Source organism: Lutibaculum baratangense AMV1 (assembly GCF_000496075.1).
Taxonomy (GTDB): Bacteria; Pseudomonadota; Alphaproteobacteria; order Rhizobiales; family Tepidamorphaceae; genus Lutibaculum; species Lutibaculum baratangense.
On sequence record NZ_AWXZ01000040.1, the window covers coordinates 1 to 23,635 of the forward strand.

Below are 23,635 nucleotides of genomic sequence, written 5' to 3' on the forward strand. Positions count from 1 at the left end.
AGGGGCCGGCGGTTTTACCGCCGGCCCTTTTTTCATGCGCTCACGCGGTGGCCTTGCGGTTCTGGCGGTTGCCGATGAGGTCGTCGACGACGCCCGGATCGGCGAGCGTGGAGGTGTCGCCGAGACTGTCGAAGGAATCCTCGGCGATCTTGCGCAGGATGCGCCGCATGATCTTGCCCGAGCGCGTCTTCGGCAGGCCCGGCGCGAACTGGATGAGGTCTGGCGAGGCGATCGGCCCGATCTCCTTCCTCACCCACTGGACGAGCTCCTTCTTCAGCTCCTCCGTCGGCTCGACGTCGCCCATGAGGGTCACGTAGGCGTAGATGCCCTGGCCCTTGAGGTCGTGCGGATAGCCGACGACGGCGGCCTCGGAGACCTTCGGGTGCGCGACGAGGGCGGATTCGACCTCGGCCGTGCCCATGCGGTGGCCGGAGACGTTGATGACGTCGTCGACGCGGCCGGTGATCCAGTAGTAGCCGTCGGCGTCGCGCCGGCAGCCGTCACCGGTGAAGTAGTTGCCCTTGTAGGCCGAGAAGTAGGTCTGAACGAACCGCTCGTGGTCGCCGTAGACCGTGCGCATCTGCCCCGGCCAGGAGTCCGTGATGATCAGGTTGCCCTCGCAGGCGCCCTGCTGCTCGTGGCCCTCCGCATCGACGATCGCCGGCTGGATGCCGAAGAAGGGCAGGGTCGCGGAGCCGGGCTTCTGGTCAATGGCGCCGGCGAGCGGCGTGATCATGATCCCGCCGGTCTCGGTCTGCCACCAGGTGTCCATGATCGGGCAGCGGCTGTCGCCCGCGACCCGGTAGTACCAGAGCCAGGCTTCCGGGTTGATCGGCTCGCCGACCGAGCCGAGCAGCCTCAGCGACTTGCGGCTCGTCTTCTTCACGTGCTCCTCGCCCGCGCCCATCAGCGCGCGGATCGCGGTCGGCGCGGTGTAGAGGGTGTTGACCTCGTGCTTGTCGACCACCTCCCAGATGCGCGACGGTGAGGGCCAGTTCGGCACGCCCTCGTACATCAGCGTCGTCGCGCCGTTCGCGAGCGGGCCGTAGACGATGTAGCTGTGGCCGGTGACCCAGCCGACATCGGCGGCGCACCAGTAGATGTCGTCCTCGTGGTAGTCGAAGACGTACTGGTGGGTCATCGAGGCGTAGACGAGGTAGCCGCCCGACGTGTGCATCACGCCCTTCGGCTTGCCGGTCGAGCCCGAGGTGTAGAGGATGAAGAGGGGATCCTCGGCGTTCATCTCCTCGGGCGGGCAGTCTGCGGAGACCTTCTCCATCTCCTCGTGCAGCCAGACGTCGCGCTCGGCGTTCCACGCGACGTCCCCGCCCGTGCGCTTCACGACGATCACCGTCTTCGCGCTCGGCGACTTGTCGCAGGCGGCGTCGGTGTTCGCCTTCAGCGGGATCTTGCGGCCCCCGCGCACGCCCTCGTCCGCCGTGATGACGCAGTTCGAATCGCAGTCCTGGATGCGGCCGGCGAGGCTGTCGGGGGAGAAGCCGCCGAAGACGACGGAGTGGATCGCGCCGATCCGCACGCAGGCGAGCATCGCGTAGGCGGCTTCCGGGATCATCGGCAGGTAGATCGTGACGCGGTCGCCTTTCCCGATGCCACGGGCCTTCAGGACGTTCGCGAAGCGGCACACCTGCTCGTGCAGCTCGCGGTAGGTGATCCTCGCGTCGTCCTTCGGGTCGTCGCCCTCCCAGATGATCGCGACCTTGTCGCCGCGCGTCTCCAGATGGCGGTCGATGCAGTTCGCCGAGACGTTGAGGGTGCCGTCCTCGAACCACTTGATCGACACGTTGTGCGGGTCGAACGAGGTGTGCTTGACCTTCGTGTACGGCCTGATCCAGTCGATGCGCCTGCCGTGCTCGGCCCAGAACCCGTCGGGGTCGCTGACCGACCGCTCGTACATCTCCTTGTACTTGGCCGCGTCGACATGGGCGCGCCTCTTCCACTCCTCAGAGACCGGAAACACGTTCTCCGACATCTTTCCTCCCTTCGTCCGGTTCTCCGGACATTGCTGCTTATGTGGAACGAATATGCGCCAGGGGAGCTTGTCGCTTCAACCGAGCGGCCATCCGACCTTTGTCTGATCCGGCATGGCCCTCAGGCGCCCAGTAGGCCGATCGTCGCGCCCATCAGGCTCAGGACGACGAGCCAGTGGCCGGCGTCGATCAGCGTCACCGTGACGGGCGATCCGGCGAAGCTGTCATTGACCGCGATCGAGGTCGCGACGAAGCCGAGCCAGGCCATGGCGCCGATGACGACGCCCGATTCTATCGTGACCCTCCCGGCCTCGCCGATCAGGCTAGCCAGGACGTAGGCCATGACGAGAAGGGCGACGGCCGCCGTCACGTAGGTCTGCGGCGTGGTCTTCATCGGCTCGGCGCGCCCGAGGGCGAGGCGCCAGGGGGTCCCGAAGGCCTTGTACCAGAGGAAGCTCGCGAGGAAGCCGACGGCGGCGGCGAGCAGCACCGCGAAGGTGGATGTGTTGGCGGCGGCCATGTTCTTTCCCTTTTCGCCTCGAATGTCGAGGTCCGGACGCTATCACGCGTGCGGTGGGACGGCGAGTTGGCTGGACCACGCATTTTCCCGCGCTTTCCCGCCCGATGCGCGACGGTGAGGCCATGCCGGCGCCATGGCGGCGGATCGCTCCGGCGCCTTTCCGCGTTTCCCATACCCCCCGCAGAGATCTCCCGCCATGCGCATCGCGATCATCGTGAACGAGGGCGCCGGCCACGGCGCCGGCGCCGCCGCGCTCGAGGCGCGTGCGGCCGGGCTGCTGAACGAGCGGGGCCACGAGGTCGTGCCGGTTCCGGCGGGGGAACTGGCGGGCCGCATCGAGAGCGCGCGGGACGGCCCCGCCGAGATCGTGCTCGTCGGCGGCGGCGACGGCACGCTGAACCTCGCGGCCTCGCTCCTGGCCGGCAGCGGCAAGGCGCTCGCGATCTGGCCCCTCGGCACGGCGAACCTCCTGGCGCGCGATCTCCGCGTGCCGCTCTCGCGCGACGCCGCGGTCCTCGCCCTCTCGGAGAGCGAGCGTCAGGAGATCGACCTCGGCGAGGTGAACGGCCGGATCTTCCTGTCGAAGTGCATGATCGGGGCGACGTCGAGCCTGTCGTCGATGCGCAAGCGCCTGAAGGCGCGCCTCGGGTCGCGGCCGTGGGTCGGGCTGCTCGCGGCCTTCCTGATCCTGTTCCGCCCGTCGCCGAGGCTCGCGCTCGTGGCCGAGACCGCCGAGGGGCGCCAGAGCCTGCGGGTGCGGGTCGTCGCGGTCCTCAACAACGAATACGACGAGGGCAGGGGCCGCGTCTTCGCCCGCTCGCGCCTCGATCGCGGCCTCCTGACGATGTACCTCGCCAAGAGGATCTCGCCGGCCGGCCTCCTGCGGATCGTCGGCGGGATGGCCGTCGGGCGCTGGAAGAAGGCCGACATCCTGTCCTACCGGACGATACGCGAGATCACGATCCACTCGCGGCGCAGGCTCCTGCACGTGACGGTCGACGGCGACCTCGTCCGGATGGCCCCGCCGCTGCGCTTCAGCGTGCGGCCAAAGGCGCTCGCGGTGATGGTGCCGAGGCGGCGGGCGTTGGCGAGCGGCCGCGATCACAACGACGAGAGCGGGGAAAACCGGTGCGGGAGGGGCGGCGTAGGGACATGAGCGGGCAATATTGCCGCTCAATCAACGGAAGGACCACCATGACCCGCACAATGATTGCACTCCTGGCCACGGTCGGGTTCGCCACAACCGCTCTGGCGCAGTCGGACATGCAGCCGTCAGTCTCGGCCTCCGACCAGGACGTGTCGAACGGGATCGTGAGCGCCGACGCCGTCACGGCAGAGGAGAACGGCTGGCTGGTCGTGCACAGGACGGATTCGGAGATGAAGCCGGGGCCCGTCATCGGCTACGCGCCCATCCGGGCGGGCACGACGCAGGACGTCGCAGCGATCCTCCAGGAAGAGGTGGCGAGCGGCGACATGCTGATGCTCATGGTCCACTCCGAGCAGGGCGGCACCGCGACGGGCGTCTTCGAGTACACGCTCGGCGCGACGGAAGACGGGCCGGTGCGCGTCGACGACGAGCTCGTGATGCAGGTCATCACCACCCAGTAAGAGGGGGCTTTGCCTGTCCTGGACGACAGGCAGAACCGACTGGGAAGGGGGCCGGACGGGCCCTCTTCCGCCCTGGCCGAGCCCGCCGGGCTCAGGGCCCTCCGGCCAGGGAGCCGGCGATGACCATGACGAGGTCGTCGATCTTCACCGGGCCATTCACGACAATGTCCTCGTCGCCCGCCTCCACGGTCAGCCGGCCCTCGCTGATCTCCGCCTGGCGCCGCAGCTCCTGCACGATCGCCTCGCGAAGCTCGCCCTGCATGTCCATGTCCGTCTCCTCAGATCGCCGGCACCCATTTCCAGAACACGCCTTCCATGCGGTCCGGGTAGTGCTTGAACTCGCACTCGAACCGCCAGCCGAACTCGGCGGCGGCCGCCTTCGCTTCCTCGCTCAACGGATCCATGCCCGCGCCCGGCGCGAACCAGGCTTCGAGGAGGTCGTCGGGCACGGCCGTCGCCACGCGCAGCGGCAGTTCGCGCAGTATGTTCGCCAACGCTTCTGGGGGCATCGGGGGTTCCTTTTCAGCGGGTGAAAGCTGCGGCCGCAGATGCGTTCCGGGCTACCGGGCGGCGGCACATTGGCGCGCAAGAATATGGCTGCAAGTCGAAGAGCGACAACGATCGGCGCGGCGGCCGGCGCCAGGACGGGTCGTGAGCCTGAAGAAAAGCCCGTCGTGCCCGGCACTTCCACGCAGCGCCGCAGATGATCGCCGCGAACTACGTGGCACTTCGTACGCAGTCGGACGAATTTCGCGGGGCTCCTGCGTCCGGTACCCATTGGATCACGCCACCGCGAAACCCGCGGCAGATCGAGGAAGCCACAAGATGCAGATCGCGACCGACACGCAGCGTCACGAGACGACCTTCCAGCCGACCTCGGCTTCCGTCGCCGCCGGTACGGCCAAGCGCCCGCGGCTCCAGAGCTTCGCGGCCCACGCCGAGGTCTTCGCGGAGGGCGACGCCGCCACCGCCGTCTGGGAGATCGTCGAGGGGGCGGTGATGCTCTACAAGCTCCTGCCGGACGGCCGGCGCCAGGTCGTCGAGCTTCTGGGGCCCGGCGACTTCTTCGGCTTCGGCATCGGCGACGAGACCGACTGCGGCGCCGAGACCGTGACGGCGGCGCGCATCCACGCCCACGACCGCCGCTCGGCGGAGGAGTCCGCGGAGCTCCAGCTGCGCCTGATGGCGCATCTGCGCCGGCGCGTGCGGCTGATCCACGAGCACACCGTGCTCCTCGGCCGCAAGTCGGCCCTCGAGCGGCTGGCGACGTTCCTCGTCGGGCTGCCGGCAGAGGAGGTGATCGAGCTGGCGCTGACCCGGCAGGAGATCGCCGACTATCTCGGCCTGACGATCGAGACGGTGTCGCGCTCGTTCAGCGAGCTCCGGCGCAGGGGCGCCATCGTGCTCGACCGGCAGGACCGCGTGCGGCTGACCGACCGCGAGGCGCTCGAGGAGCTCGCCGGCTTCTACTGAGGCCGCGGGGCGAGCGGTGCCACGGGCTTCGGCTCGAGGGCCCAGACCGACGTCTTCTTGATCTCCATGTCCTCCAGCGCCCGGGGCGTCGGGACCTCGTAGAGCGCGAGATGCCGCAGCCGCTCGCGCGGCAGGTAGGTTCGGTCGGGGTCGCCGACGAGGACCCCAGCGCCGGCCTCCATCGCCCGGTCGAGAAAGGCGAGGACCCGGGCCGCGAGCGGCCTCTCGTAGAAGAGGTCGCCGACGGCGACGAGGTCGAAGCCCTCCGTACCGCCGTCGAGCATGTCCTGCGTGCTCGACGTCACCGCCACGCCGTTCAGAGAGGCATTGAGCGCGACTGCCGCCTCGGCCCACGGGTCGGTGTCGGCGGCGAGGGCGGAGGCCGCGCCCGCCTTCATCGCGGCGATGGCCACGAGCCCGCTGCCTGCGCCGAGGTCGAGCACGCGTCGGCCGGAGACAGTTTCCGGGTTGTCGAGGATGTAGCGCGCCAGCGCCTGGCCGCCCGCCCAGGCGAAGGCCCAGAAGGGCGGCGGCAGCCCTGCCTCGCCGAGCTCCTCCTCGGTCTTCTCCCAAAGGGGCAGCGCCTCGTCCGCCACGTGCAGGCGGATCTCCGGGCAGTGCGGCACCGGCAGGACGAGCGTGTTCGCCTCGACGAAGGCGCGCCGCGCTTCGAGGCTGCGGGCGGTGAGGGACCTTTCCGTCAATCCGTGTGTTCCTCGGGCGCCCTGGCGGAGCCCAGCCGATGGGGACGTGGCGGCACGCCGCCGCGCGTCGTCAGGTCAAGCAGAGCCGACGGACCCAGTCGCGGATGTCCTGCGGTGCCCGGTGCTCGACGATGAAGGCTTCGATATCGAGACCCAGTGCCTCGGAATCGAAGCTCGGTTCCAGGTGCCAGCCGTTCCGAGCCAGGAATTCGTCCATCGCGGCGAAGGCCGTGCGCTTGTTGCCCTGCTCGAAGGCGTGACTTTGACAGATCCCCTGGAGCAGCGCGGCAGCGAGGGTGAAAAGATCGGTCTGGCCATAGGCCCAGTGCTGGCGAGGGCGCATCACCGCGCTCTCGAGAAGTCCGGCATCCCTTACGAGGTGCGTCTCCCCCGTCGCCGAGACGATCGCCAGATTGAGCTCCACGACGAAGCCGGGCTCTATCCAATCCGGCTCCAAGTCGTCTGTCACTTCGAGAGCTGGTCCATCGTCCTGGGGAAATTGCGCAGCGTCCGGGCAGCAGCGTCCGAGGCCGTGGATCTCACCGCCTTTTCGGGACGCGGCGCTGCGGGCGGCTGGTGTGCCTCGTCACTCGCCGGCTTCGCTGGCTCAGCCATCACGGTCCTCCCGCTCGCGCACGATCGCGCGGTATCCATTATCGTCTGTCGACCTGATGTGTGTCCACCGACACGCGCGTGCAAGCCGCACCCGAGGCCAGGCCCCACGCCCGCACCGGGCACCGAGCCTCGCTCGCCTTCAGCCCATCCCGCCCATCTTCCGGATGAGCTTCCACTCCTCCTCGCGGACCGGCTGGACGGAGAGACGCATCGAGGTGACGAGCGACATCTCCTTCAGCTCCGGCGTGTCCTTCACCTCGGCGAGCGTCACCGGGCGCGGCATGGGCTCTACGGCACGGATGTCGACGCATTCCCACTTGCCGGTCCCGTCGGTCGAATCGGGATGGGCCTCGGCGCAGACCTCGCAGATGCCGACGATCTCCTTGCCTTCGTTCGAGTGATAGAAGAAGCCGAGATCGCCGACCTTCATCGCGCGCATGTTGTTGCGCGCCTGATAGTTGCGCACGCCGTCCCACTCCTCGCCGGACTTGCCCTTCTTCCGAAGGTCCTCCCAGGAAAAGACGTCCGGCTCGGACTTGAACAGCCAGTAGGCCATCGCGTTTCGCTCTCCAGCTTGAGTTGAACTCATTCCTCGTCGCGGAACGGGCGCGCCAGCAGGGCTTCGACCGCCCGTGCGACGTCGAGCTCTCCCGCGAGCACCCGCGCCACCGCGTCGCACACCGGCATCTCGACGTTCAGGCGCCGGGCGAGGCCGACGACGGCGGGGGCGGTGAAGACCCCCTCCGTCACCGCCGTCTGGCCCGCGAGCGCCGCGTCGAGCGTGCCGCCGCGGCCCAGGGCGAGGCCGAACGACATGTTGCGCGACTGCTCGCTCGTCGCCGTCAGCACGAGGTCGCCGAGGCCGGAGAGCCCCATCATCGTCTCGGGCCGCCCGCCCATCGCCTGGCCGAGGCGGCGCAGCTCCGCGAGGCTTCGCGAGATGAGCGCCGCCGAGGCGCTCGCTCCGAGGCCGCGGCCCTTCGCGGCGCCGCAGGCGATGGCGAGCACGTTCTTCACGGCGCCGCCGGCCTGCACGCCGACGAGATCCGTCGAGGAGTAGGGGCGGAAGGCCTGATGTCCGAGGGACGCGACGAGGGCCTTGGCAAGGCCGGCATCCGCGGCGGCGAGCGTGACGGCCGTCGGCAGGCCGGCGGCGACGTCGGCGGCGAAGCTCGGCCCCGACAGGACGGCAGGGGTCGCGGCCGGCAGCGCCTCCGCCAGAACGGCGCTCATCAACGCGCCGCTGTCGCGCTCGAAGCCCTTGGCCGCGACGACCACGGGCGTGTCCGCGACGAGATGCGGGCAGAGCTCGCCCGACACCTGCCGGACCGTCTGGGCCGGCACGGCGAGAATCACGAGGTCGGCGGTCCGGACCTGCGCGAGATCGGGTGTCAGCGCGAGACCGGGTCCGAGGGGGATCCCCGGGAGCCGCTTCCGGTTCTCGCCGTAGAGCTCGATGTCGCGCAGTGTCGTGGCGTCGCGCGCCCACAGCGTGACCTCGCATCCGGCGCGAAGCGCGGACATGGCGAGCGCGGTGCCCCACGCGCCGGCACCGAGAACGAGGACGCGCCGGAACCCGCTCATGCCGCGGCGCCCATGTCGGAGAGCGGCCAGCGGGCCCGGGCCTTCGTCTCCATGCCGCCGGTCTCGCCGGCGGCGAGGCGCTCGGCGCCCGCGAAGGCGATCATGGCGGCGTTGTCGCCGCAGAGCCTCAGCGGCGGCGCCACGAGCGCCGCGCCCGTCTCGAAGGCGAGCTCCTCCAGCGCGGCGCGGATCGAGCCGTTCGCCGCGACGCCCCCCGCCACGACGAGACGCAGCGGAACGTTCGGATCGATCGCGCCGGCGAAGAGCTCGAGCGCCCGCCGCGTGCGGTCGCGTATCACGTCGACGACGGCGGCCTGGAAGCCGGCGCAGAGATCCGCGACGTCCTGCTCCGACAGGGGAACGAGACGCTCCGCCTCGATGCGCACCGCCGTCTTGAGGCCAGAGAAGGAGAAGTCGCAGTTCGGGCGGCCGGACATCGGGCGCGGCAGGGCGAAGCGGTGGGGATCGCCCTGCGTCGCCGCGCGCTCGAGAGCCGGGCCACCGGGATAGCCGAGGCCGAGGAGCTTCGCCACCTTGTCGAAGGCCTCGCCCACCGCGTCGTCGACGGTGGTGCCGAGGCGCTCGTAGCGGCCGAGCCCGTGGACGGCGACGAGCTGCGTGTGCCCGCCCGTGACGAGGAGCAGGAGGTAGGGAAAGCCGATCCCGTCCGTCAGGCGCGGCGTGAGCGCGTGTCCCTCGAGATGGTTGATGGCGAGGAACGGCTTGCCGGCGGCGAAGGCGAGGGCCTTGCCCGTCATGACGCCCACCAGGAGGCCGCCGATCAGCCCGGGCCCTGCCGTTGCCGCGACCGCGTCGACCTCGGCGAGCCGCACGCCCGCCTCGCGCAGCGCCTGGTCGACGAGGTGGTCGAGCAGGTCCACATGGGCGCGCGCCGCGATCTCCGGCACGACGCCGCCATAGGCGCGGTGCTCGTCGAGCTGGCTCCGCACGACGTTCGACAGGATCGACGCACGCCCGTCCGCCTCGCGGCGCACCACGGCGGCCGCCGTCTCGTCACAGCTCGTCTCGATACCCAGCACCAGCATGATATGCGTCATCCGCGGTCTTTATCGGCGCGTCCGCGTCTCTATAGTCGCGCCGATCCCGTTCTGTCATCCGACGAGGCCAAGCAGTTGATCGACTTCCCCGTCCGCATCGCCACGCGCGGCAGCCCTCTCGCCCTCGCACAGGCCCACGAAGTGCGCGACCGGCTCGCCGCCGCGCACAATCTCGGACAGGAGGCCTTCGAGATCGTCGTCATCCGCACGACCGGCGACCGCATCACGGACCGTCCGCTCTCGGAGGCGGGCGGCAAGGGGCTGTTCACGAAGGAGATCGAGGAGGCTCTCGCGGACGACCGGGCCGATCTCGCCGTTCATTCCGCGAAGGACGTGCCGACCTGGCTGCCGGACGGCATGACGCTGTCGGCCGTCCTGCCGCGCGAGGATCCGCGCGACGCCTTCATCAGCCATGTGGCGAGCGACCTCGCGGGCCTGCCGCGAGGCTCCGTCGTGGGCACCGCCTCGCTGCGCCGGCAGGCGCTCGTGCGGCGGGCGCGGCCGGACCTCGAGGTCGTCACCTTCCGCGGCAACGTCCAGACGCGGCTCGAGAAGCTGAGGCGGGGCGAGGTGCAGGCGACGCTTCTGGCCGCGGCGGGCCTCAATCGCCTCGGCATGCCCGAGGTGGCGACGTCGGTGTTCGATCCGGCGGGCTTCCTGCCGGCGCTAGGGCAGGGAATCATCGCCATCGAGACGCGCGCCGGCGGCGCGATGGCGGCGTTCGTGGCCGCCATCGACCATGCCGACAGCGCCGCGGCGCTGCAGTGCGAGCGCGCGTTCCTGACCGTCCTCGACGGCTCCTGCCGCACGCCGATCGCGGGCCACGCCACCGTGGAGGGCGACCGCATCTCCTTCTCGGGCCTCGTCATCAGCCCGGACGGGCGCACCGAATTCGCCACGTCGCGCTCGGGGGCGGTCGGGGAGGCCGGGGCGCTGGGGCAGGATGCCGCCGAGGAGATCATCGCGGAGGCGGGCGAAGCGTTCCTGGCGGAGCTGCGCTCGCACTGATGAGGGTGCTCGTCACGAGGCCGGAGGGCGACGCGGGCCGCACGGCGGAGCGGCTCGAGGCGGCGGGGCACGAGCCGCTCGTGGCGCCGCTGATGGAGATCGCTCCCGTTCCCGCTTCCCTGCCCGGCGGGGAGGTGCAGGCCGTGGTTCTGACGAGCGCCAACGCGGCCGCCGAGATCGGCCGCCGCCCCGAGCTCGCCCGCCTGCTCGCTGCGAGGGCCTTTCCCGTCGGCGAGCGCACGGCCCGGGCGGCGCGGGAGGCCGGCTTCACCGACGTGGCGGAGGCGTCTCCGACCGGCGAGGGGCATGCGCTCGTCGCGGCCGTCGCAGCCGCCTGCCGGCCCGAGGGCGGCGCGATCCTGCATCCGGCCGGCCGCGACGTCGCCGTCGACGTGGCGGCCGCGCTGGCGGGCCGCGGCTTTCGGACGCACCGGCTCGTCCTCTACGAGGCGCGCGCGGTGGAGCGCCTGCCGGCCGACGCGGCGGAGGCGCTCCGGCAGGGGCGGATCGATGCCGTGCTCCTCTATTCCGCCCGATCCGCGCGGCTGCTGCTCGAGGTCGCCGCGCGCGAGGGGCTGTCGGACGCGCTGGCCCCGCTGGCCGCCGTGGCGATGTCCGAGGCGGTGGCGGAACCGCTTCGTCAGGCGGGCCATTCCCATATCGCCGTGGCACGCGGCAACACGGAGGATGCGCTCGTCGAGGCGCTGCGGACCCTTCGGCCCGGTGTCGGCTGAGGTGTCCTGCCGGGTCGCGACGTGCGCGCAAATGCGTGTATAACGGCGGGATCGACTTCCCGAAGAACTGGAACGGCAACGGATTTCGAAGATGGCAGCAGGCGACGACGACAGGAAGAAGACAGCTCCGGGAGGACGCCGTCGCGCCGTCAAGCCTCCGACGATCCAGGGCACCGCCAAGGACGTCTCCAAGCCCGGGACATCCTCCGGCACGGCCTCCGCCTCGGGCACCGGCGCGTCCTCGTCGGCAACGTCGTCATCGAAGCCCGCCCCGTCGAGCTCGCCGGCAACCCCGTCGGGCCCCGCCACGACCTCGCCCTCCGCGAGCTCTCCGTCCTCCGCAAGCTCGTCGACCTCCGTTCCGAAATCCGGCTCCTCCGGCGCCGCCGCGACGGGCAGCGGCGCATCGTCCACGCCGGCTTCGAAGCCCGCCGATCCGCTCCAGGGCTTCACCACCGACTTCAAGGCGAGATCCGAGGACGGCAAGCCGTCCGCGGCGACCTCGGCGGCGGCGGGGACGGGAGCTGCGGCCTCCACATCCTCGGCGTCGTCCGCCTCGAAGGCGTCGGGCACGGCCGCCTCGGCCGCACCTTCGTCTGGCGCGCCGTCCCCGGGCACGACGTCCTCTTCCGCGAAGCCGTCGGGCACGGGCTCAACGCCGCCGCCCGCCGCACCGGCGCGCGGGGGAGGCGGCGGCGGCTTCCTCGGCGGGCTCGTCGCGGCGCTCATCGTCCTCGGCCTCTATCTCGGCGCCCTCTATGGCGGCCTTCTGCCACCGGTGCAGACGGCGGGGCCGGGCGATCTCGAGGCGCAGGTCGAGAGCAACGCGGAGCGCCTGCAGGCGCTCGAGGGCACGATCGACACCGTCCGCAGCGAGGCGGCGCCGGCCGACCTGCAGGAACGGGTCGAGGGGCTCGAGACGCAGCTGTCGCAGCTCGGCGAGGGCGTGCAACAGGCCGAGGGCGGCGACCTGGGCGAGAGGGTTTCCCAGCTCGAGCAGCAGCTTGCGGCACTCGGCGAGCAGCAGCCGGGCGGCGGCGCCGACCTCGCGCCGATCGAGGAGCGCATCGCGGCCCTCGAGGAGGCGGCGGCGCCTGCTGAGCAGGCGGGCCCGTCCGAGGACGCGCTCGCGGGGCTCCGCCAGTCCGTCGGCTCCGTCGAGCAGGCGGTCCAGTCCGTCGAGTCCCGGCTCGGCGAGCTCGCCGGTCAGGTCCAGGTGAACGCCGAGGCGGCGTCGGCTCCGTCGGAGGAGACGCGGCAGCAGCTCGCCGATCTCGACCAGCGCGTGCAGCAGCTCGAAGGCACGCTCGGCGAGCTGCGGCAGTCGATCGACACGGTGAGCGGCGATCTGCAGGGGCGCATGGAGGAGCTGCAGGGCAACCTCGCCGCCACCGACGCGAGCGCGCGGCAGATCCTCGCCCTCTCGGGCCTTCGCCGGGCGGCCGAGAGCGGGCAGCCCTACGCGACGGAGCTCGCCATGGTGCGGGCGCTGTCGCCGGGCGGCGCGGGGGCACAGGCGCTCGCCGAGAACGCCGACGCGGGCCTCCCGACGGTTTCGGACCTGCGCGCCGAGTTCGACCGGGTGACGACGCGCGTGCTCCTGGCCGGCGAGGACCGCACGGACGGCTATGCCGGCGAGATGCTCCAGGGGCTGCGCTCGCTCGTGCGCGTGCGCCCGGCGCCGGGCGCCGAGGGCGAGGGCCGCTCGGCGACGCTCGCCCGGGTGGGGCGTGCGCTCGAGGCCGGCGACGTGCAGGGCGCACACGAGGCGTGGCGGTCGCTCGAGGAGGCGGCGCGTGACGCCGCCCCCGAGTTCGACGCGATGCTCTCCGCCCGCGCCCGCGCCGAGGCCGAGCTGCAGCAGCTGACGGCCGCCACGTCCGGGCGCGGTCAGCCCGCCGCCGAGGCCGCCGAACCCGCCGCAACGACGAACTGACAGAGCACCGATGATCCGCGCATTCCTCTACGTTCTCGTCGTCGCGGCGCTGGCCATCGCGGCCAGCTGGCTCGCCGACCTGCCGGGAGCTTTCCAGCTCACGGTGGCGGGCTACCAGTTCGAGACGAGCCTGCTCGTCGCGTTCGTCCTGCTGCTCCTCGTGGTCGCGGCGGTGATGATCCTGTGGTGGCTGATCTCCGCGATCTTCCGCAGCCCGGCCGCGGTGTCCGGCTACTTCCGCGCGCGCCGCCGCGACAAGGGCTACCACGCCCTGTCGCGCGGCATGGTGGCGGCGGCGGCCGGCGACGTGCGGCTGACGAAGCACTATTCGGCCGAGGCGCGGCGGCTGGCGCCGCGCGAATCGCTGACCGTGCTGCTCGCCGCGCAGGCCGCGCAGCTCTCCGGCGACCGCGCGGCGGCGCGGGCCGCCTTCGAGGCGATGCTCGCCCGGCCCGACACCGAGCTCCTCGGCTATCGCGGCCTCTACATCGAGGCCCAGCGCGACGGCGACTACGCGGCCGCCCGGACCTATGCGGAGGAGGCCGCCCGCCGCGCGCCGAGCCTGCCCTGGGCCGGCAACGCGCTGCTCGACTACCAGACGCGCGAGCACGACTGGGACGAGGCGCTGGCGACCGTCAAGCGGAACGCCGACGCGCGGCTGATTGACCGGAAGGCCGCCGCCCGCCAGCGCGCGGTTCTCCTGACCGCGAAGGCGCAGGAGACCGAGGAGAAGGACCCCGACGCCGCTCTCGCGCAGGCCCAGGAGGCGCACAAGCTCGCGCCCGACCTCGTGCCGGCCGCGGTGATCGCCGGCCGCCTCCTGTCGGCGACCGGCAGCTCGCGCCAGGCCGCGAAGATCGTCGAGCGCACGTGGAAGGAGCACCCGCATCCCGATCTCGCGGAGGTCTACGCGCACGCCCGCCAGGGCGATTCGGCGCAGGACCGCCTGAAGCGGGTGCGCGCGCTGGCCGACAAGCGGCCGCACGAGGCGGAGAGCCGCATGGCCGTCGCCGTCGCCGCGATCGAGGCGCGGGAATGGCCGGCCGCCCGCGAGGCGCTGGAGCCGCTGCTGCGGGAGCGCCCGACCCGGCGCACCTGCATGCTGATGGCCGAGATCGAGGAGGGCGAGCGCGGCGACGCGGGCCGCGTCCGCGAGTGGCTGTCGCGGGCGCTGCATGCGCCCAGAGATGCCGCCTGGGTCGCCGACGGCTACGTGTCCGAGGAGTGGCAGCCGGTCTCGCCCGTCACGGGCGAGCTCGACACCTTCGAGTGGACGACGCCGCCCGAGTTCCTGACGAGCGGAGAGGTCGAGGAGGAGCGCCGGGCCGTGATGGCGCTCGAGAGCGAGCGGCCGGCCGACGAGCCGGTGGTGCCGGCGGCCGAACCGCATCCGATAGACCACGAGCCGACGACGCCGGCCGAGAAGGAGCACGGGGCCGAGCCGACGACGGCGCCCGCGCCGGTGGCCGCGCCGCCGGCGGAAGCGGGCGAACGGGCGGAGGCGAAGACCCGTTCCCCGAGCCGGCCGCCGCCGCCAAGCTGGAAGCGGGTGCCGCGTCGGCTCCCGCCGCCGGCAGCGAGGCGGGCCAGCCGACGACGGCCGAGCCGGGGCGAGGCGTCGCGAAGCCCGTGACGCAACCTGTGCCGGCGGAGCCCGCGGCGCCGGGTCCGATGTCTCCCACGGCCGCCCCGAAGCCGGCCTCCGCCCCGAAGCCTGCCTCGGCGCCGCAGCCGGGACCTTCCTGGCGAGGCGGCGTGCCCCGGCGCGGCGAGGCGGCCTCCTCCGACCTTCCGCGGCCGCCCGACGATCCGGGCCCCGACGGGGCGGACGATCCCGACGCGCCCCCGCATCGCGCGCCGGTTCTGTAAGGGACGGGAAAAAGGCGAGCGGACCGCTTGAAAAGATCGGCCGAGACCTTTACTAGAAGGCTCGGCCGGACGGCAGGCTTCGCCTGTTCCGTCGGTCGGGGCCCAGCGTCCCGGCCAGGCCGAGGGAACCGGGAGGGCACACCAGCACGCCCGGTGCCGGCAAGCCGCTTTAGCTCAGTTGGTAGAGCACATCATTCGTAATGATGGGGTCGCGTGTTCGAGTCACGCAAGCGGCACCACTTTCCTCTCCACCCGCTCTGGCGGGTCTTTCCCCTCCGATCCACCACGTCTCCACAGCGCCGCGACGAAACCGGGCGCGGGCGCAGCGCGTTGACTCCGCAACACCATGCCGCGGATGGCGGCAGCACATGGAAGAGACGGAGTCGGAAGCATGAGCACTCACGGCGACATCGGCGCGCGCCGCGGCGACAAGATGGACGTCCTCCGCATCCTGGTGGCGATCATCCTCCCGCCGGTCGGCGTCTTCATGCAGGTCGGGCTCGGCCTGCATTTCTGGCTGAACATCCTCCTCACGATCCTCGGCTACGTGCCCGGCATCATCCATGCCGTCTGGATCATCCTGAAGAGGTGACGACATGACCTACGCCCACGCCACGGGAACGCGGGCCGGTTCCCCGCCCGACGAAAGCGCGCTGATCGAGGAACTCGAGTGGCTCGCGCATCTGCTCGACTCCCGCTGGCGCGTTCCCGGCACGAACTGGCGCTTCGGCGTCGACGGCCTCGCCGGGATCATCCCCGGCGTGGGCGACGTGTCGACCGGCCTCGTCTCGGTCTATCTCGTCTGGCGCGCCCGGGAGCTCGGCCTGCCGTTCCACGTGCTCGCGCGGATGGGCGGCAACGTGCTCCTCGACACGACCGTCGGCTCGATCCCGATCCTCGGGTCGGTCTTCGATTTCGCCTTCAAGGCGAACCGCCGCAACATGGCGCTCATGCGGCGCCACCTGGAGCGCCGAAGGGCCTAGGCGCCCTCGCTCCCCGAGAGCAGTCATCGAGGCCGCCGGCTCGGCCGGCGGCCTTTTCTATTGTCCGCTCGCGCGGCTCTATTGTCCGCTCGCGCGGCTCGGAAGCGCCATCGTCACGACGAAGATCGTCAGCGCGGCGACGACGATCGACGGGCCGGAGGGCGTGTCGAACTCGAGCGAGCCGAAGAGCCCCAGAGCCACCGCCGCCACCCCCGCCAGTGCCGCGAGGCCGGCCATGGCCTCGGGCGAGCCGGAGAAGCGGCGGGCCGTCGCGGCCGGGATGATGAGCAGCGACGTGATGAGGAGCACGCCGACGATCTTCATCGCGATCGCTATGACCATCGCGATCAGCAGCATGAAGGCGAGCCGTGCGGCGCCGGCGGGAACGCCCTCGGCGCGGGCGAGATCGGCGTTCACCGTGCCGGCGAGCAGCGGGCGCCAGATCGCCGCCAGAACGACGAGCACGAAGAGGCTGCCGCCCCAGATCACGAGCAGGTCGCCGCGGCCGACGGCGAGGATGTCTCCGAAGAGGAGAGCCATGAGGTCGAGCCGCACCCAGCTCATGAAGGCGACCGCGACGAGGCCGAGCGAGAGCGAGGAGTGGGAGAGGATGCCGAGCAGCGTGTCGGTCGGCATGGTTCTCTGGCGCTCGAGAAGCACGAGAATGACGGCGCCGGCCATGCTCACGCCGAGAATGCCGATCGAGAGGGGCAGCTGGAGGAGAATCCCGAGGACCACGCCCAGGAGCGCGGCATGGGCCATCGTGTCGCCGAAATAGGCCATCCGGCGCCAGACGATGAAGCACCCGAGCGGCCCCGCCGCGAGCGCGACGCCGATGCCGCCGAGCATGGCGCGGACGAAGAAATCGTTGAGCATGCCCGTCAATGGCCTCCGTGATCGTGCAGCGGGCCGTGAGCCTCGTCGTGCACGTGGTCGTGCTCGTGCCGGTAGACGGCGACGACCTCGGCGGCGCGGGGCCCGAAGAGGGCGGTGTAGGCGGGGTCGCGTGCGACGTCGCGCGGCGCCCCGGCGCAGCAGACATGCGTGTTGATGCAGATCACGCGGTCCGTACGGGCCATCACGAGGTGCAGGTCGTGGCTGACGAGCAGTATCCCGCAGCCGAGCTTGTCGCGGATCGTGCCGATGAGCTCGTAGAGCGCGATCTCCCCCGCGAAATCCACCCCCTGGACGGGCTCGTCGAGGACGAGGAGCTGCGGCCGGTTGAGGATCGCGCGCGCGATGAGCACCCGCTGGAACTCGCCACCGGACAGGGCCTGCACCGGCCGGTCGACGAGATGGGCGACGCCCGTCTCGGCGAGCGCCGCCTCGATCCGCTCCCGCGGCTGCGATCCCGTCAGCGTCATCAGCCGCTTCACGGAGAGGGGCAGCGTCCAGTCGATCGCGAGGCGCTGCGGCACGTATCCCACGCGAAGGCCGGGACGCCGCTCGACGGTGCCGAGTGTCGGCTTCACGATCTGAAGGATCGCCCGCAGCGTCGTCGTCTTGCCGCCCCCGTTCGGGCCGAGGAGCGTGACCACCTCGCCCTCGCTCACCGTGAGATCGATGTCGCGGACGATGAAGCGGCCGCCGCGTTCGACACCGAGGCCGCTGGCGCGCACGAGAGGGCCGGCGGCGCGCGCCGGCTGGGTCTGGTTCGTGGGGAGCACGGGGAATATCCGACTTGCTGAGGTTACGTTATAACGTTACACACCGTCGCGGAGACCACAACCGGACGAGAACTCATGAGAGCTGTCTGCGCTGCCATCGTCGCCAGTCCCCTCCTGTTCGCTCCTGCCGCGGCCGCGCCGTCGGTGGTCGCTTCCGTCGCCCCCGTGCATTCCCTCGTCACCGCCGTCATGGAGGGCATCGGCGAGCCGACCCTCCTCGTGAAGGGAGCCGCGAGCCCCCACACCTATTCGATGCGTCCCTCCGACGCCACGGCCCTGTCGGAGGCCGATGTCGTATTCTGGGTGGACGAGGATCTCGAGGCCTTCCTGCAGCATCCCCTGAAGACGCTGGGCAGCGAGGCGGAGTCCGTGAGCCTGATCGATGCGCCGGGGGTCGTGATCCACACCTATCGCGACAGCGGCGAGGTGGGCGACGGCGGCGCGGAGGCCCACGATCACGGCCATGACCACGATCACGACCATGCGGAGGGCCCGCACGCGGACCACGACGACGCCCATGATGATGGTCACGCCCACCGTGACGACGGGCGCGGCCATACCCACGCCGCGGGCGAGCCCGACGCCCATGTCTGGCTCGATCCGCAGAACGGCGTGGCCATGCTGGACGCCATCTCCGGCGCCCTAAGCAGCGTCGACCCGGAGAATGCCGGCCGCTACCGCGAGAATGCGGAAGCAGCGAAGGCGCGCCTTCGCGAGCTCGACCGGGAGATCGCCGAGACGCTCGAGCCGGTGAAGGACCGGCCCTTCGTCGTCTTCCACGACGCCTTCCAGTACTTCCAGCGGCATTACGGGCTGAACATCGCCGGGATCGTCACGGTGTCGCCGGAGCGGGCGCCCGGCGCGGCGCGGCTGCGGGAGATCCAGGCGAGGATCACCGAGACCAGCGCCGTGTGTGTCTTCGCCGAGCCGCAGTTCGAGCCCAGCGTCGTCCAGGTAGTGATGGAGGGCACGCCGGCGCGGTCGGGCGTGCTCGACCCGGTCGGCGCCGATCTCGAGCCGGGCGCGGATCTCTACGCCGGGCTTCTCCGGAACGTCGCGCAGCAACTGGTCGACTGCCTCTCCGAAGAGGGCTGAAATCCTTGTCCGCCGGCGCGGACGCCGCGACGCTCTCATTCCGTTAGCGGAACATACACCCCCGGCCCACGATTAGTGACGCTTCGCGGGGCCGGGGGAGCGATGCTGAAACGATGCGCGGATATCGGCCTGGCTGTCGGGCGAGGGGCGGTCGCGAACGGCCTGTGCTTCGCCGTCGTGGTCGGGCTGACGAGCCTCGAGAACCATGAGCGGACCCGCCGGGAGACGGTGCGCCACGCGACGACCGCCGAGGGCGTGGAGACGGAGGAGGAGCTTGCCGCCGTGCGCGAGGCCGGCTGCAGCGAGGTGCAGGGGTATCTCTTCGCGAGGCCGATGGCCGCCGAGGCGGCACGGGCTTTCCTGCTGAACGGCCGCCAGCGGGCGGCCTGAGCAAGTCAGCCGAGCATCGCGTCGAGCGCGAACCCGGCGAACAGCAGCGCGCCGGCGTAGCGGTTCGACCTGAAGAGCATCAGGCAGACATCCGGCGCGTTCGCGTCGAGCCTCCAGACCTGCCAGGCGAGGTGTGCCGCGAAGGCGGCGACACCGAGGAAGGACATGGCGCCGCCGCCCGCCAGCCATGCCGAGAGCCCGGCGCAGATGACGGTCGCCCCGAAGATCCCGACGAGCGCCGGCTTCGTCTTGTCGGCGAAGAAGAGCGATGAGGACTTGATGCCGATGATCGCGTCGTCGGCCTTGTCCTGGTGGCCGTAGATCGTGTCGTAGCCGAGGCCCCAGAACCAGACGCCGATGTAGAGAACGATGGGCGCGGCGGCGAGCGAGCCTGTCGTCGCCGACCATCCGACGAGGGCGCCCCAGGCGAAGGTCAGCGCGAAGACCGTCTGCGGCAGGGCGATGAAGCGCTTCATGAAGGGATAGATCGCGACGATCAGGAGCGACGCGAAGGAGAGGAGGATCGTGAAGAGGTTGAACTGCAGCACGACGGCGAGCCCGACGAGGCTCTGGAACACCGCGAAGGCCAGCGCCTGCTTCACGCTCACCTGGCCGGACGCGACGGGGCGGTGCCGGGTGCGCGCGACCTGTGCGTCGACCTTCCTGTCGACGATGTCGTTCCAGGTGGAGCCCGCTCCCCGCATCGCGACCGCCCCGACGAAGAACAGGAAGAGGTGCCAGGGATCGGGGTAGGGCAGGCCGGCCGCCACCGCCACGAGCGCGGTCGACCACCAGCAGGGCCACATCAGGAGCCACCAGCCGATCGGCCGGTCGAGGCGGGCGAGCCTCAGATACGGCTTGAGGCCGTCGGGAGCGCGGCGGTCGACCCAGTTGCCCTTCACGGCGTCGGCCACCGTCGGGCCGGGCTCGCCGAGGCCGGTGGTGCCTCCGTCGCTCGTCATCGCGGTCTCCCTGCCCATCGTCCTGTCGTCGAACCGGGTTATGGCGTGGGAGAGGGGCGGGTCAAGCGGAACCGTTGCCGGGAGGAGCCGGTTGATCCGTCCTGTCGTAACGCCAACGGAACGATAGAACCGGGCCGCGCCTCGTGCATTGTATGCTTCAGAAGGTCTGGCGCCAAAGCGGGAGGGGCAGTTTGAGACGCCGCGCACCCAGTCTCTACCAACTCCGACTCGAGAGCGGGATCGGCCCCGAGGGCTGGGCCGAGGAGGCCCGGCGGGCGCTCGATCTCGGCTTCGACCACCTGCTGCTTCCGAGCGTCTTCGCGCTTCCCTCGCCGGGGGGCGGGACACCGCCGCTGTCGGGAGCGTTCGAGCGCTTCGAGGCTCTCCCCCAGGTGCTCGATCAGCTCCGGAGCCTCGGCCTTGGCCTGGTGCTGGAAGCCGCCTTCGACGAGGTCGACCAGAACTCCCCGATCGCCCGGGAGGAGCACGACTGGCTGAAGCCTTCGAAGACCGACTCGACGCTCGATCCCCGGCCGGAGCGGCCGTCGACGCAGCCCGACTACACGCGCAACCAGGTGCGCGACGGCATGGCGTCCGCCGCGCAGCATTTCGGGCGGTTCCTGGCCGGCGCCGGCATCGACGGCATCCTCGCGCGCCGGGCCGCGAAGACGCCCGCGCCGATCTGGCAGCGGCTCGTCGGCGCCGCGCGCGACCTGACCCCGGATTTCCTCGTCATCGCCGACACGCTCGCCACCCCGCCCCTTGAGGTCGAGGCGCTCGCGGGGGCCGGTTTCGATTTCCTGCTCTCGAGCGCGGCGTGGTGGAACCTGCATGACGACTGGCTGATCGAAGAGCACCGGCGACAGGGGCGCATCGCGCCGCTGATCGCGTTCCCGACGCCGCTCGACGAGCCGGCGCCCGCCATGGCGCCGGAGGAGCTGAAGGGCCGCATCCGGGCGTGCGGCGCGCTTTCGGCCGGCTTCCTCCTGCCGGCGAGCGCCCGTGACGCGGTGGCCGCCCATTCCCCCCATGCCTCCGGCGAGAGCTTCTCCGCCGCCATCGCGGACGTGAACGCCCTGCGGGCCCGCCACGACATCGTGGGCCGGGCCGAGAGCCTGGAGCGCGTGACAGGCCCCTACGATCCGCTCGCCGTGATCTGGCGCCACGACGGCGGCCATCCCCAGACGGCGCAGGGCGCGGTGGCGATCGCCGTGAACACCGGGCCCGAGCCCATCGCGGTCGAGCCGCGCCTGCTCCACGGCGCCGGGGGCGGCCAGATCTGCCAGTTCACCGAGATCCTGCCGGGCTGCGTCGAGAAGCCGGTGGCGCCGTCCGTCCCGATCGAGCTCGCGCCCGGCGAGGTCCGGCTGTTCGTCGGAGGCGAGGGGCCGGTCCGCGGCAAGCGGCGCAAGCTCGCAGCGGCGGAAGGAGCGGACCGGCGCCTCGAGGCGCTGGCCGCCGAGCGGGTCGCGATCGAGGCCGTCGAGCCGCAGATCGAGGGCGGCCGCTTCCCCGTCAAGCGGGTGATCGGCGACGAGGTCCACGTCACCGCCGACATCTTCTGCGACGGCCACGACAAGATCGACGCCCGCATCCTCTACCAGGGGCCGGGCAAGCGCGACTGGGAGGCGGTCCCGATGCGCTTCGTCGAGAACGACCGGTGGGAGGGCTTCTTCCCCGTCACGCAGCTCGGCCGCTACTCCTTCACGATCGAGAGCTGGCGCGATCTCTTCGCCACGTGGCGGGAGGAGGTCGTCAAGAAGCGGAATGCGGGGCAGCGCGTCGCGCTCGAGATCGAGGAGGGCAAGCACCTGCTCGAGGCCGCAGACGAGAAGGCGGGCAAGAACGAGCGCATCCTGATCGAGACCGCGCTCACCCGCCTCTCCGAGCTCGAGGGAGACGATGCGCGGCTGGCGGTGCTGCTCGACGAGGACCTGTTCCTCGCCATGAAGGCGGCCGGCGCGAAGACGAACCTGACGCGCTGGAACAGGAAGCTCGAGGTGCGCGTCGACCGCCCGGCCGCGTCCTTCTCGGCCTGGTACGAGATCATGCCGCGCTCGCAGTCGGGCGATGCCGGCCGCCACGGCACGTTCGACGACGTCATCGCCCGGATCCCGTCGATCGCCGACATGGGCTTCGACGTCCTCTACTTCCCGCCGATCCACCCGATCGGCAAGACGAACCGCAAGGGCCGCAACAACACGCTGACGCCCGCTCCCGACGATCCGGGCAGCCCCTACGCGATCGGCTCTCCCGAAGGCGGCCACGACGCGATCCATCCCGAGCTCGGCACGCTCGACGACTTCCGCCGCATGGTGGACGCGGCGAACGCGCACGGGCTCGAGGTGGCGCTCGACTTCGCGATCCAGTGCTCGCCCGACCACCCCTGGATCAAGGAGCATCCGGAGTGGTTCGACTGGCGGCCGGACGGCACGATCAAGTTCGCCGAGAACCCGCCGAAGAAGTACGAGGACATCGTCAACGTCCACTTCTACCGCGGCGCGATCCCGAGCCTGTGGTACGCGCTGCGCGACGTCGTGCTGTTCTGGGTCGAGCAGGGGGTGAAGATCTTCCGGGTCGACAACCCGCACACGAAGCCGCTGCCCTTCTGGGAGTGGATGATCGCCGAGGTCCTGGCTGTCTCGCCGGGCGTCGTCTTCCTCGCCGAGGCCTTCACGCGGCCGAAGATGATGAAACGGCTGGGCAAGGTCGGATACCACCAGTCCTACACCTACTTCACGTGGCGCAACGAGAAGTGGGAGATCGTCGAGTACATGACCGAGCTCGCCCACACCGACATGCGCGAGTACTACCGGCCGAACTTCTTCCCCAACACGCCGGACATCAACCCGGCCTACCTGCAGACCGGCGGCCGGGCCGGCCATCTCGTGCGCGCCGTGCTGGCGGGGACGCTCAGCCCCTCCTACGGCATCTACGAGCCTTTCGTGCTGACGGAGGCGACGCCGGTGCCTGGCAAGGAGGAGTATCTCGACTCCGAGAAGTACGAGATCCGCGCCTGGGACCGCGAGCGGCCGGGCAACATCAGGGCGGAGCTCACGCGCCTGAACGAGATCAGGCGGCTGCATCCCGCCCTCAGGCGCATCGAGACGGTGTCCTTCCTGAACGCCTGGAACGACAACATCCTCGCCTACGCGAAGATCACCGCCGACAGGTCGGACGCGCTGCTGATCCTCGTCAATCTCGACCCGCACACCGCGCAGACGGCCGACTACGAGGTTCCCTTATGGGAATTCGGCCTGCCGGACGACGCCACGATCGGCGTGCAGGACCTCTTCGGGGGCAACCACTTCACGCTGACGGGGAAGATCCAGTCGATTACGCTCGATCCCGCCGACAGGCCGTTCATGGTCTGGCGGCTGATCCCGCCCGGCGCGTGAGCCGTCGCTGCCAAGTCAGAACAAGACGTATCGGAACCGGAAC

24 protein-coding genes and 1 tRNA gene are annotated in these 23,635 nt (G+C 71.0%); 13 read left to right on the forward strand and 12 right to left on the reverse strand.

Annotated elements, in window-relative coordinates; translation table 11 throughout:
• Positions 1-40: 40 nt before the first annotated feature.
• Entirely contained in the window at positions 41-1,990 is a 1,950-nt protein-coding gene (acs, locus tag N177_RS17855; protein WP_023433808.1) for an acetate--CoA ligase, read from the reverse strand.
• Positions 1,991-2,109: 119 nt separating this feature from the next.
• Positions 2,110-2,508, reverse strand: coding sequence for a DUF1761 domain-containing protein (locus tag N177_RS17860; RefSeq protein WP_023433809.1), 399 nt, complete (start codon positions 2,506-2,508; stop codon positions 2,110-2,112).
• 196 nt (positions 2,509-2,704) lie between these two features.
• On the opposite strand from N177_RS17860, the gene N177_RS17865 reads away from it, so the two are divergent.
• Entirely contained in the window at positions 2,705-3,664 is a 960-nt protein-coding gene (locus N177_RS17865) for a diacylglycerol/lipid kinase family protein (protein WP_023433810.1), read from the forward strand.
• A 38-nt stretch (positions 3,665-3,702) separates the two neighbouring features.
• Positions 3,703-4,116, forward strand: a complete 414-nt coding sequence (locus N177_RS17870; RefSeq protein WP_023433811.1) for a DUF7282 domain-containing protein — start codon at positions 3,703-3,705, stop codon at positions 4,114-4,116.
• Between the two features lie 91 nt (positions 4,117-4,207).
• On the opposite strand, the gene N177_RS21730 is transcribed toward N177_RS17870, so the two are convergent.
• Together N177_RS21730 and N177_RS17875 are read right to left on the reverse strand one after the other, a co-directional pair.
• Positions 4,208-4,384 carry a hypothetical protein gene (locus N177_RS21730; protein ID WP_023433812.1) on the reverse strand — a complete coding sequence of 59 codons (177 nt, stop codon included), beginning with the start codon at positions 4,382-4,384 and terminating at the stop codon, positions 4,208-4,210.
• Positions 4,385-4,394: 10 nt separating this feature from the next.
• Positions 4,395-4,625 (reverse strand): hypothetical protein, encoded by a 231-nt coding sequence (locus N177_RS17875; protein ID WP_023433813.1) that lies wholly within the window; start codon positions 4,623-4,625, stop codon positions 4,395-4,397.
• 316 nt (positions 4,626-4,941) lie between these two features.
• Between N177_RS17875 and N177_RS21735 the strand changes: the two genes are divergently transcribed.
• Entirely contained in the window at positions 4,942-5,589 is a 648-nt protein-coding gene (locus N177_RS21735) for a helix-turn-helix domain-containing protein (RefSeq protein ID WP_023433814.1), read from the forward strand.
• Here N177_RS21735 and N177_RS17885 read toward each other — a convergent pair.
• From N177_RS17885 to tsaD, 5 genes are all read right to left on the reverse strand, one after another.
• The gene (locus N177_RS17885; RefSeq protein WP_023433815.1) at positions 5,583-6,293 is read right to left on the reverse strand and encodes a class I SAM-dependent methyltransferase; all 711 of its coding nucleotides are present in this window, start codon (positions 6,291-6,293) and stop codon (positions 5,583-5,585) included. The genes N177_RS21735 and N177_RS17885 overlap by 7 nt on opposite strands.
• 70 nt (positions 6,294-6,363) lie before the next feature.
• The gene (locus N177_RS17890) at positions 6,364-6,762 is read right to left on the reverse strand and encodes a type II toxin-antitoxin system death-on-curing family toxin (RefSeq protein WP_244444309.1); all 399 of its coding nucleotides are present in this window, start codon (positions 6,760-6,762) and stop codon (positions 6,364-6,366) included.
• 285 nt (positions 6,763-7,047) lie between these two features.
• Entirely contained in the window at positions 7,048-7,464 is a 417-nt protein-coding gene (locus N177_RS17895; protein WP_023433818.1) for an EVE domain-containing protein, read from the reverse strand.
• Positions 7,465-7,493: 29 nt separating this feature from the next.
• Complete coding sequence (locus N177_RS17900; protein ID WP_023433819.1) at positions 7,494-8,492, reverse strand: NAD(P)H-dependent glycerol-3-phosphate dehydrogenase; 999 nt, start codon at positions 8,490-8,492, stop codon at positions 7,494-7,496.
• Positions 8,489-9,538: a tRNA (adenosine(37)-N6)-threonylcarbamoyltransferase complex transferase subunit TsaD gene (gene tsaD / locus N177_RS17905; RefSeq protein ID WP_023433820.1), complete on the reverse strand. Its 1,050-nt coding sequence runs from the start codon at positions 9,536-9,538 to the stop codon at positions 8,489-8,491. Before tsaD ends, N177_RS17900 begins: the two co-directional genes overlap by 4 nt.
• Positions 9,539-9,628: 90 nt before the next feature.
• Between tsaD and hemC the strand changes: the two genes are divergently transcribed.
• The 7 genes from hemC (at position 9,629) to N177_RS17945 (ending at position 16,080) form a co-directional block, all read left to right on the forward strand.
• A complete protein-coding gene (gene hemC / locus N177_RS17910; RefSeq protein ID WP_040486198.1) occupies positions 9,629-10,558 on the forward strand; it encodes a hydroxymethylbilane synthase in 930 nt (309 codons plus the stop codon).
• Positions 10,558-11,292 (forward strand): uroporphyrinogen-III synthase, encoded by a 735-nt coding sequence (locus N177_RS17915; protein WP_040486149.1) that lies wholly within the window; start codon positions 10,558-10,560, stop codon positions 11,290-11,292. The genes hemC and N177_RS17915 overlap by 1 nt, the downstream gene beginning before the upstream one ends.
• A gap of 91 nt (positions 11,293-11,383) precedes the next feature.
• Complete coding sequence (locus N177_RS17920) at positions 11,384-13,228, forward strand: COG4223 family protein (RefSeq protein WP_023433823.1); 1,845 nt, start codon at positions 11,384-11,386, stop codon at positions 13,226-13,228.
• Between the two features lie 10 nt (positions 13,229-13,238).
• On the forward strand, positions 13,239-14,861 hold the full coding sequence (locus N177_RS17925; protein WP_023433824.1) for a heme biosynthesis protein HemY: 1,623 nt from the start codon (positions 13,239-13,241) through the stop codon (positions 14,859-14,861).
• A 399-nt stretch (positions 14,862-15,260) separates the two neighbouring features.
• A tRNA-Thr gene (locus tag N177_RS17935) sits at positions 15,261-15,336 on the forward strand.
• A gap of 194 nt (positions 15,337-15,530) precedes the next feature.
• Positions 15,531-15,689 (forward strand): YqaE/Pmp3 family membrane protein, encoded by a 159-nt coding sequence (locus tag N177_RS17940; RefSeq protein ID WP_040486200.1) that lies wholly within the window; start codon positions 15,531-15,533, stop codon positions 15,687-15,689.
• Positions 15,690-15,693: 4 nt separating this feature from the next.
• Positions 15,694-16,080 (forward strand): DUF4112 domain-containing protein, encoded by a 387-nt coding sequence (locus N177_RS17945; RefSeq protein WP_023433827.1) that lies wholly within the window; start codon positions 15,694-15,696, stop codon positions 16,078-16,080.
• Between the two features lie 78 nt (positions 16,081-16,158).
• On the opposite strand, the gene N177_RS17950 is transcribed toward N177_RS17945, so the two are convergent.
• Both N177_RS17950 and znuC read right to left on the reverse strand, forming a co-directional pair.
• On the reverse strand, positions 16,159-16,956 hold the full coding sequence (locus N177_RS17950) for a metal ABC transporter permease (RefSeq protein WP_040486151.1): 798 nt from the start codon (positions 16,954-16,956) through the stop codon (positions 16,159-16,161).
• A 5-nt stretch (positions 16,957-16,961) separates the two neighbouring features.
• Positions 16,962-17,747, reverse strand: a complete 786-nt coding sequence (gene znuC, locus N177_RS17955; protein WP_023433829.1) for a zinc ABC transporter ATP-binding protein ZnuC — start codon at positions 17,745-17,747, stop codon at positions 16,962-16,964.
• A 75-nt stretch (positions 17,748-17,822) separates the two neighbouring features.
• Between znuC and znuA the strand changes: the two genes are divergently transcribed.
• On the forward strand, positions 17,823-18,842 hold the full coding sequence (gene znuA, locus N177_RS17960; RefSeq protein ID WP_023433830.1) for a zinc ABC transporter substrate-binding protein ZnuA: 1,020 nt from the start codon (positions 17,823-17,825) through the stop codon (positions 18,840-18,842).
• Positions 18,843-18,944: 102 nt separating this feature from the next.
• Positions 18,945-19,232 (forward strand): EAL domain-containing protein, encoded by a 288-nt coding sequence (locus N177_RS22410; RefSeq protein WP_023433831.1) that lies wholly within the window; start codon positions 18,945-18,947, stop codon positions 19,230-19,232.
• Between the two features lie 5 nt (positions 19,233-19,237).
• Here N177_RS22410 and ubiA read toward each other — a convergent pair whose 3' ends face one another.
• Positions 19,238-20,194 (reverse strand): 4-hydroxybenzoate octaprenyltransferase, encoded by a 957-nt coding sequence (gene ubiA, locus N177_RS17970; RefSeq protein WP_023433832.1) that lies wholly within the window; start codon positions 20,192-20,194, stop codon positions 19,238-19,240.
• 191 nt (positions 20,195-20,385) lie between these two features.
• Between ubiA and N177_RS21160 the strand changes: the two genes are divergently transcribed.
• Positions 20,386-23,592, forward strand: a complete 3,207-nt coding sequence (locus tag N177_RS21160; protein WP_023433834.1) for an alpha-1,4-glucan--maltose-1-phosphate maltosyltransferase — start codon at positions 20,386-20,388, stop codon at positions 23,590-23,592.
• Positions 23,593-23,635 lie beyond the last annotated feature (43 nt).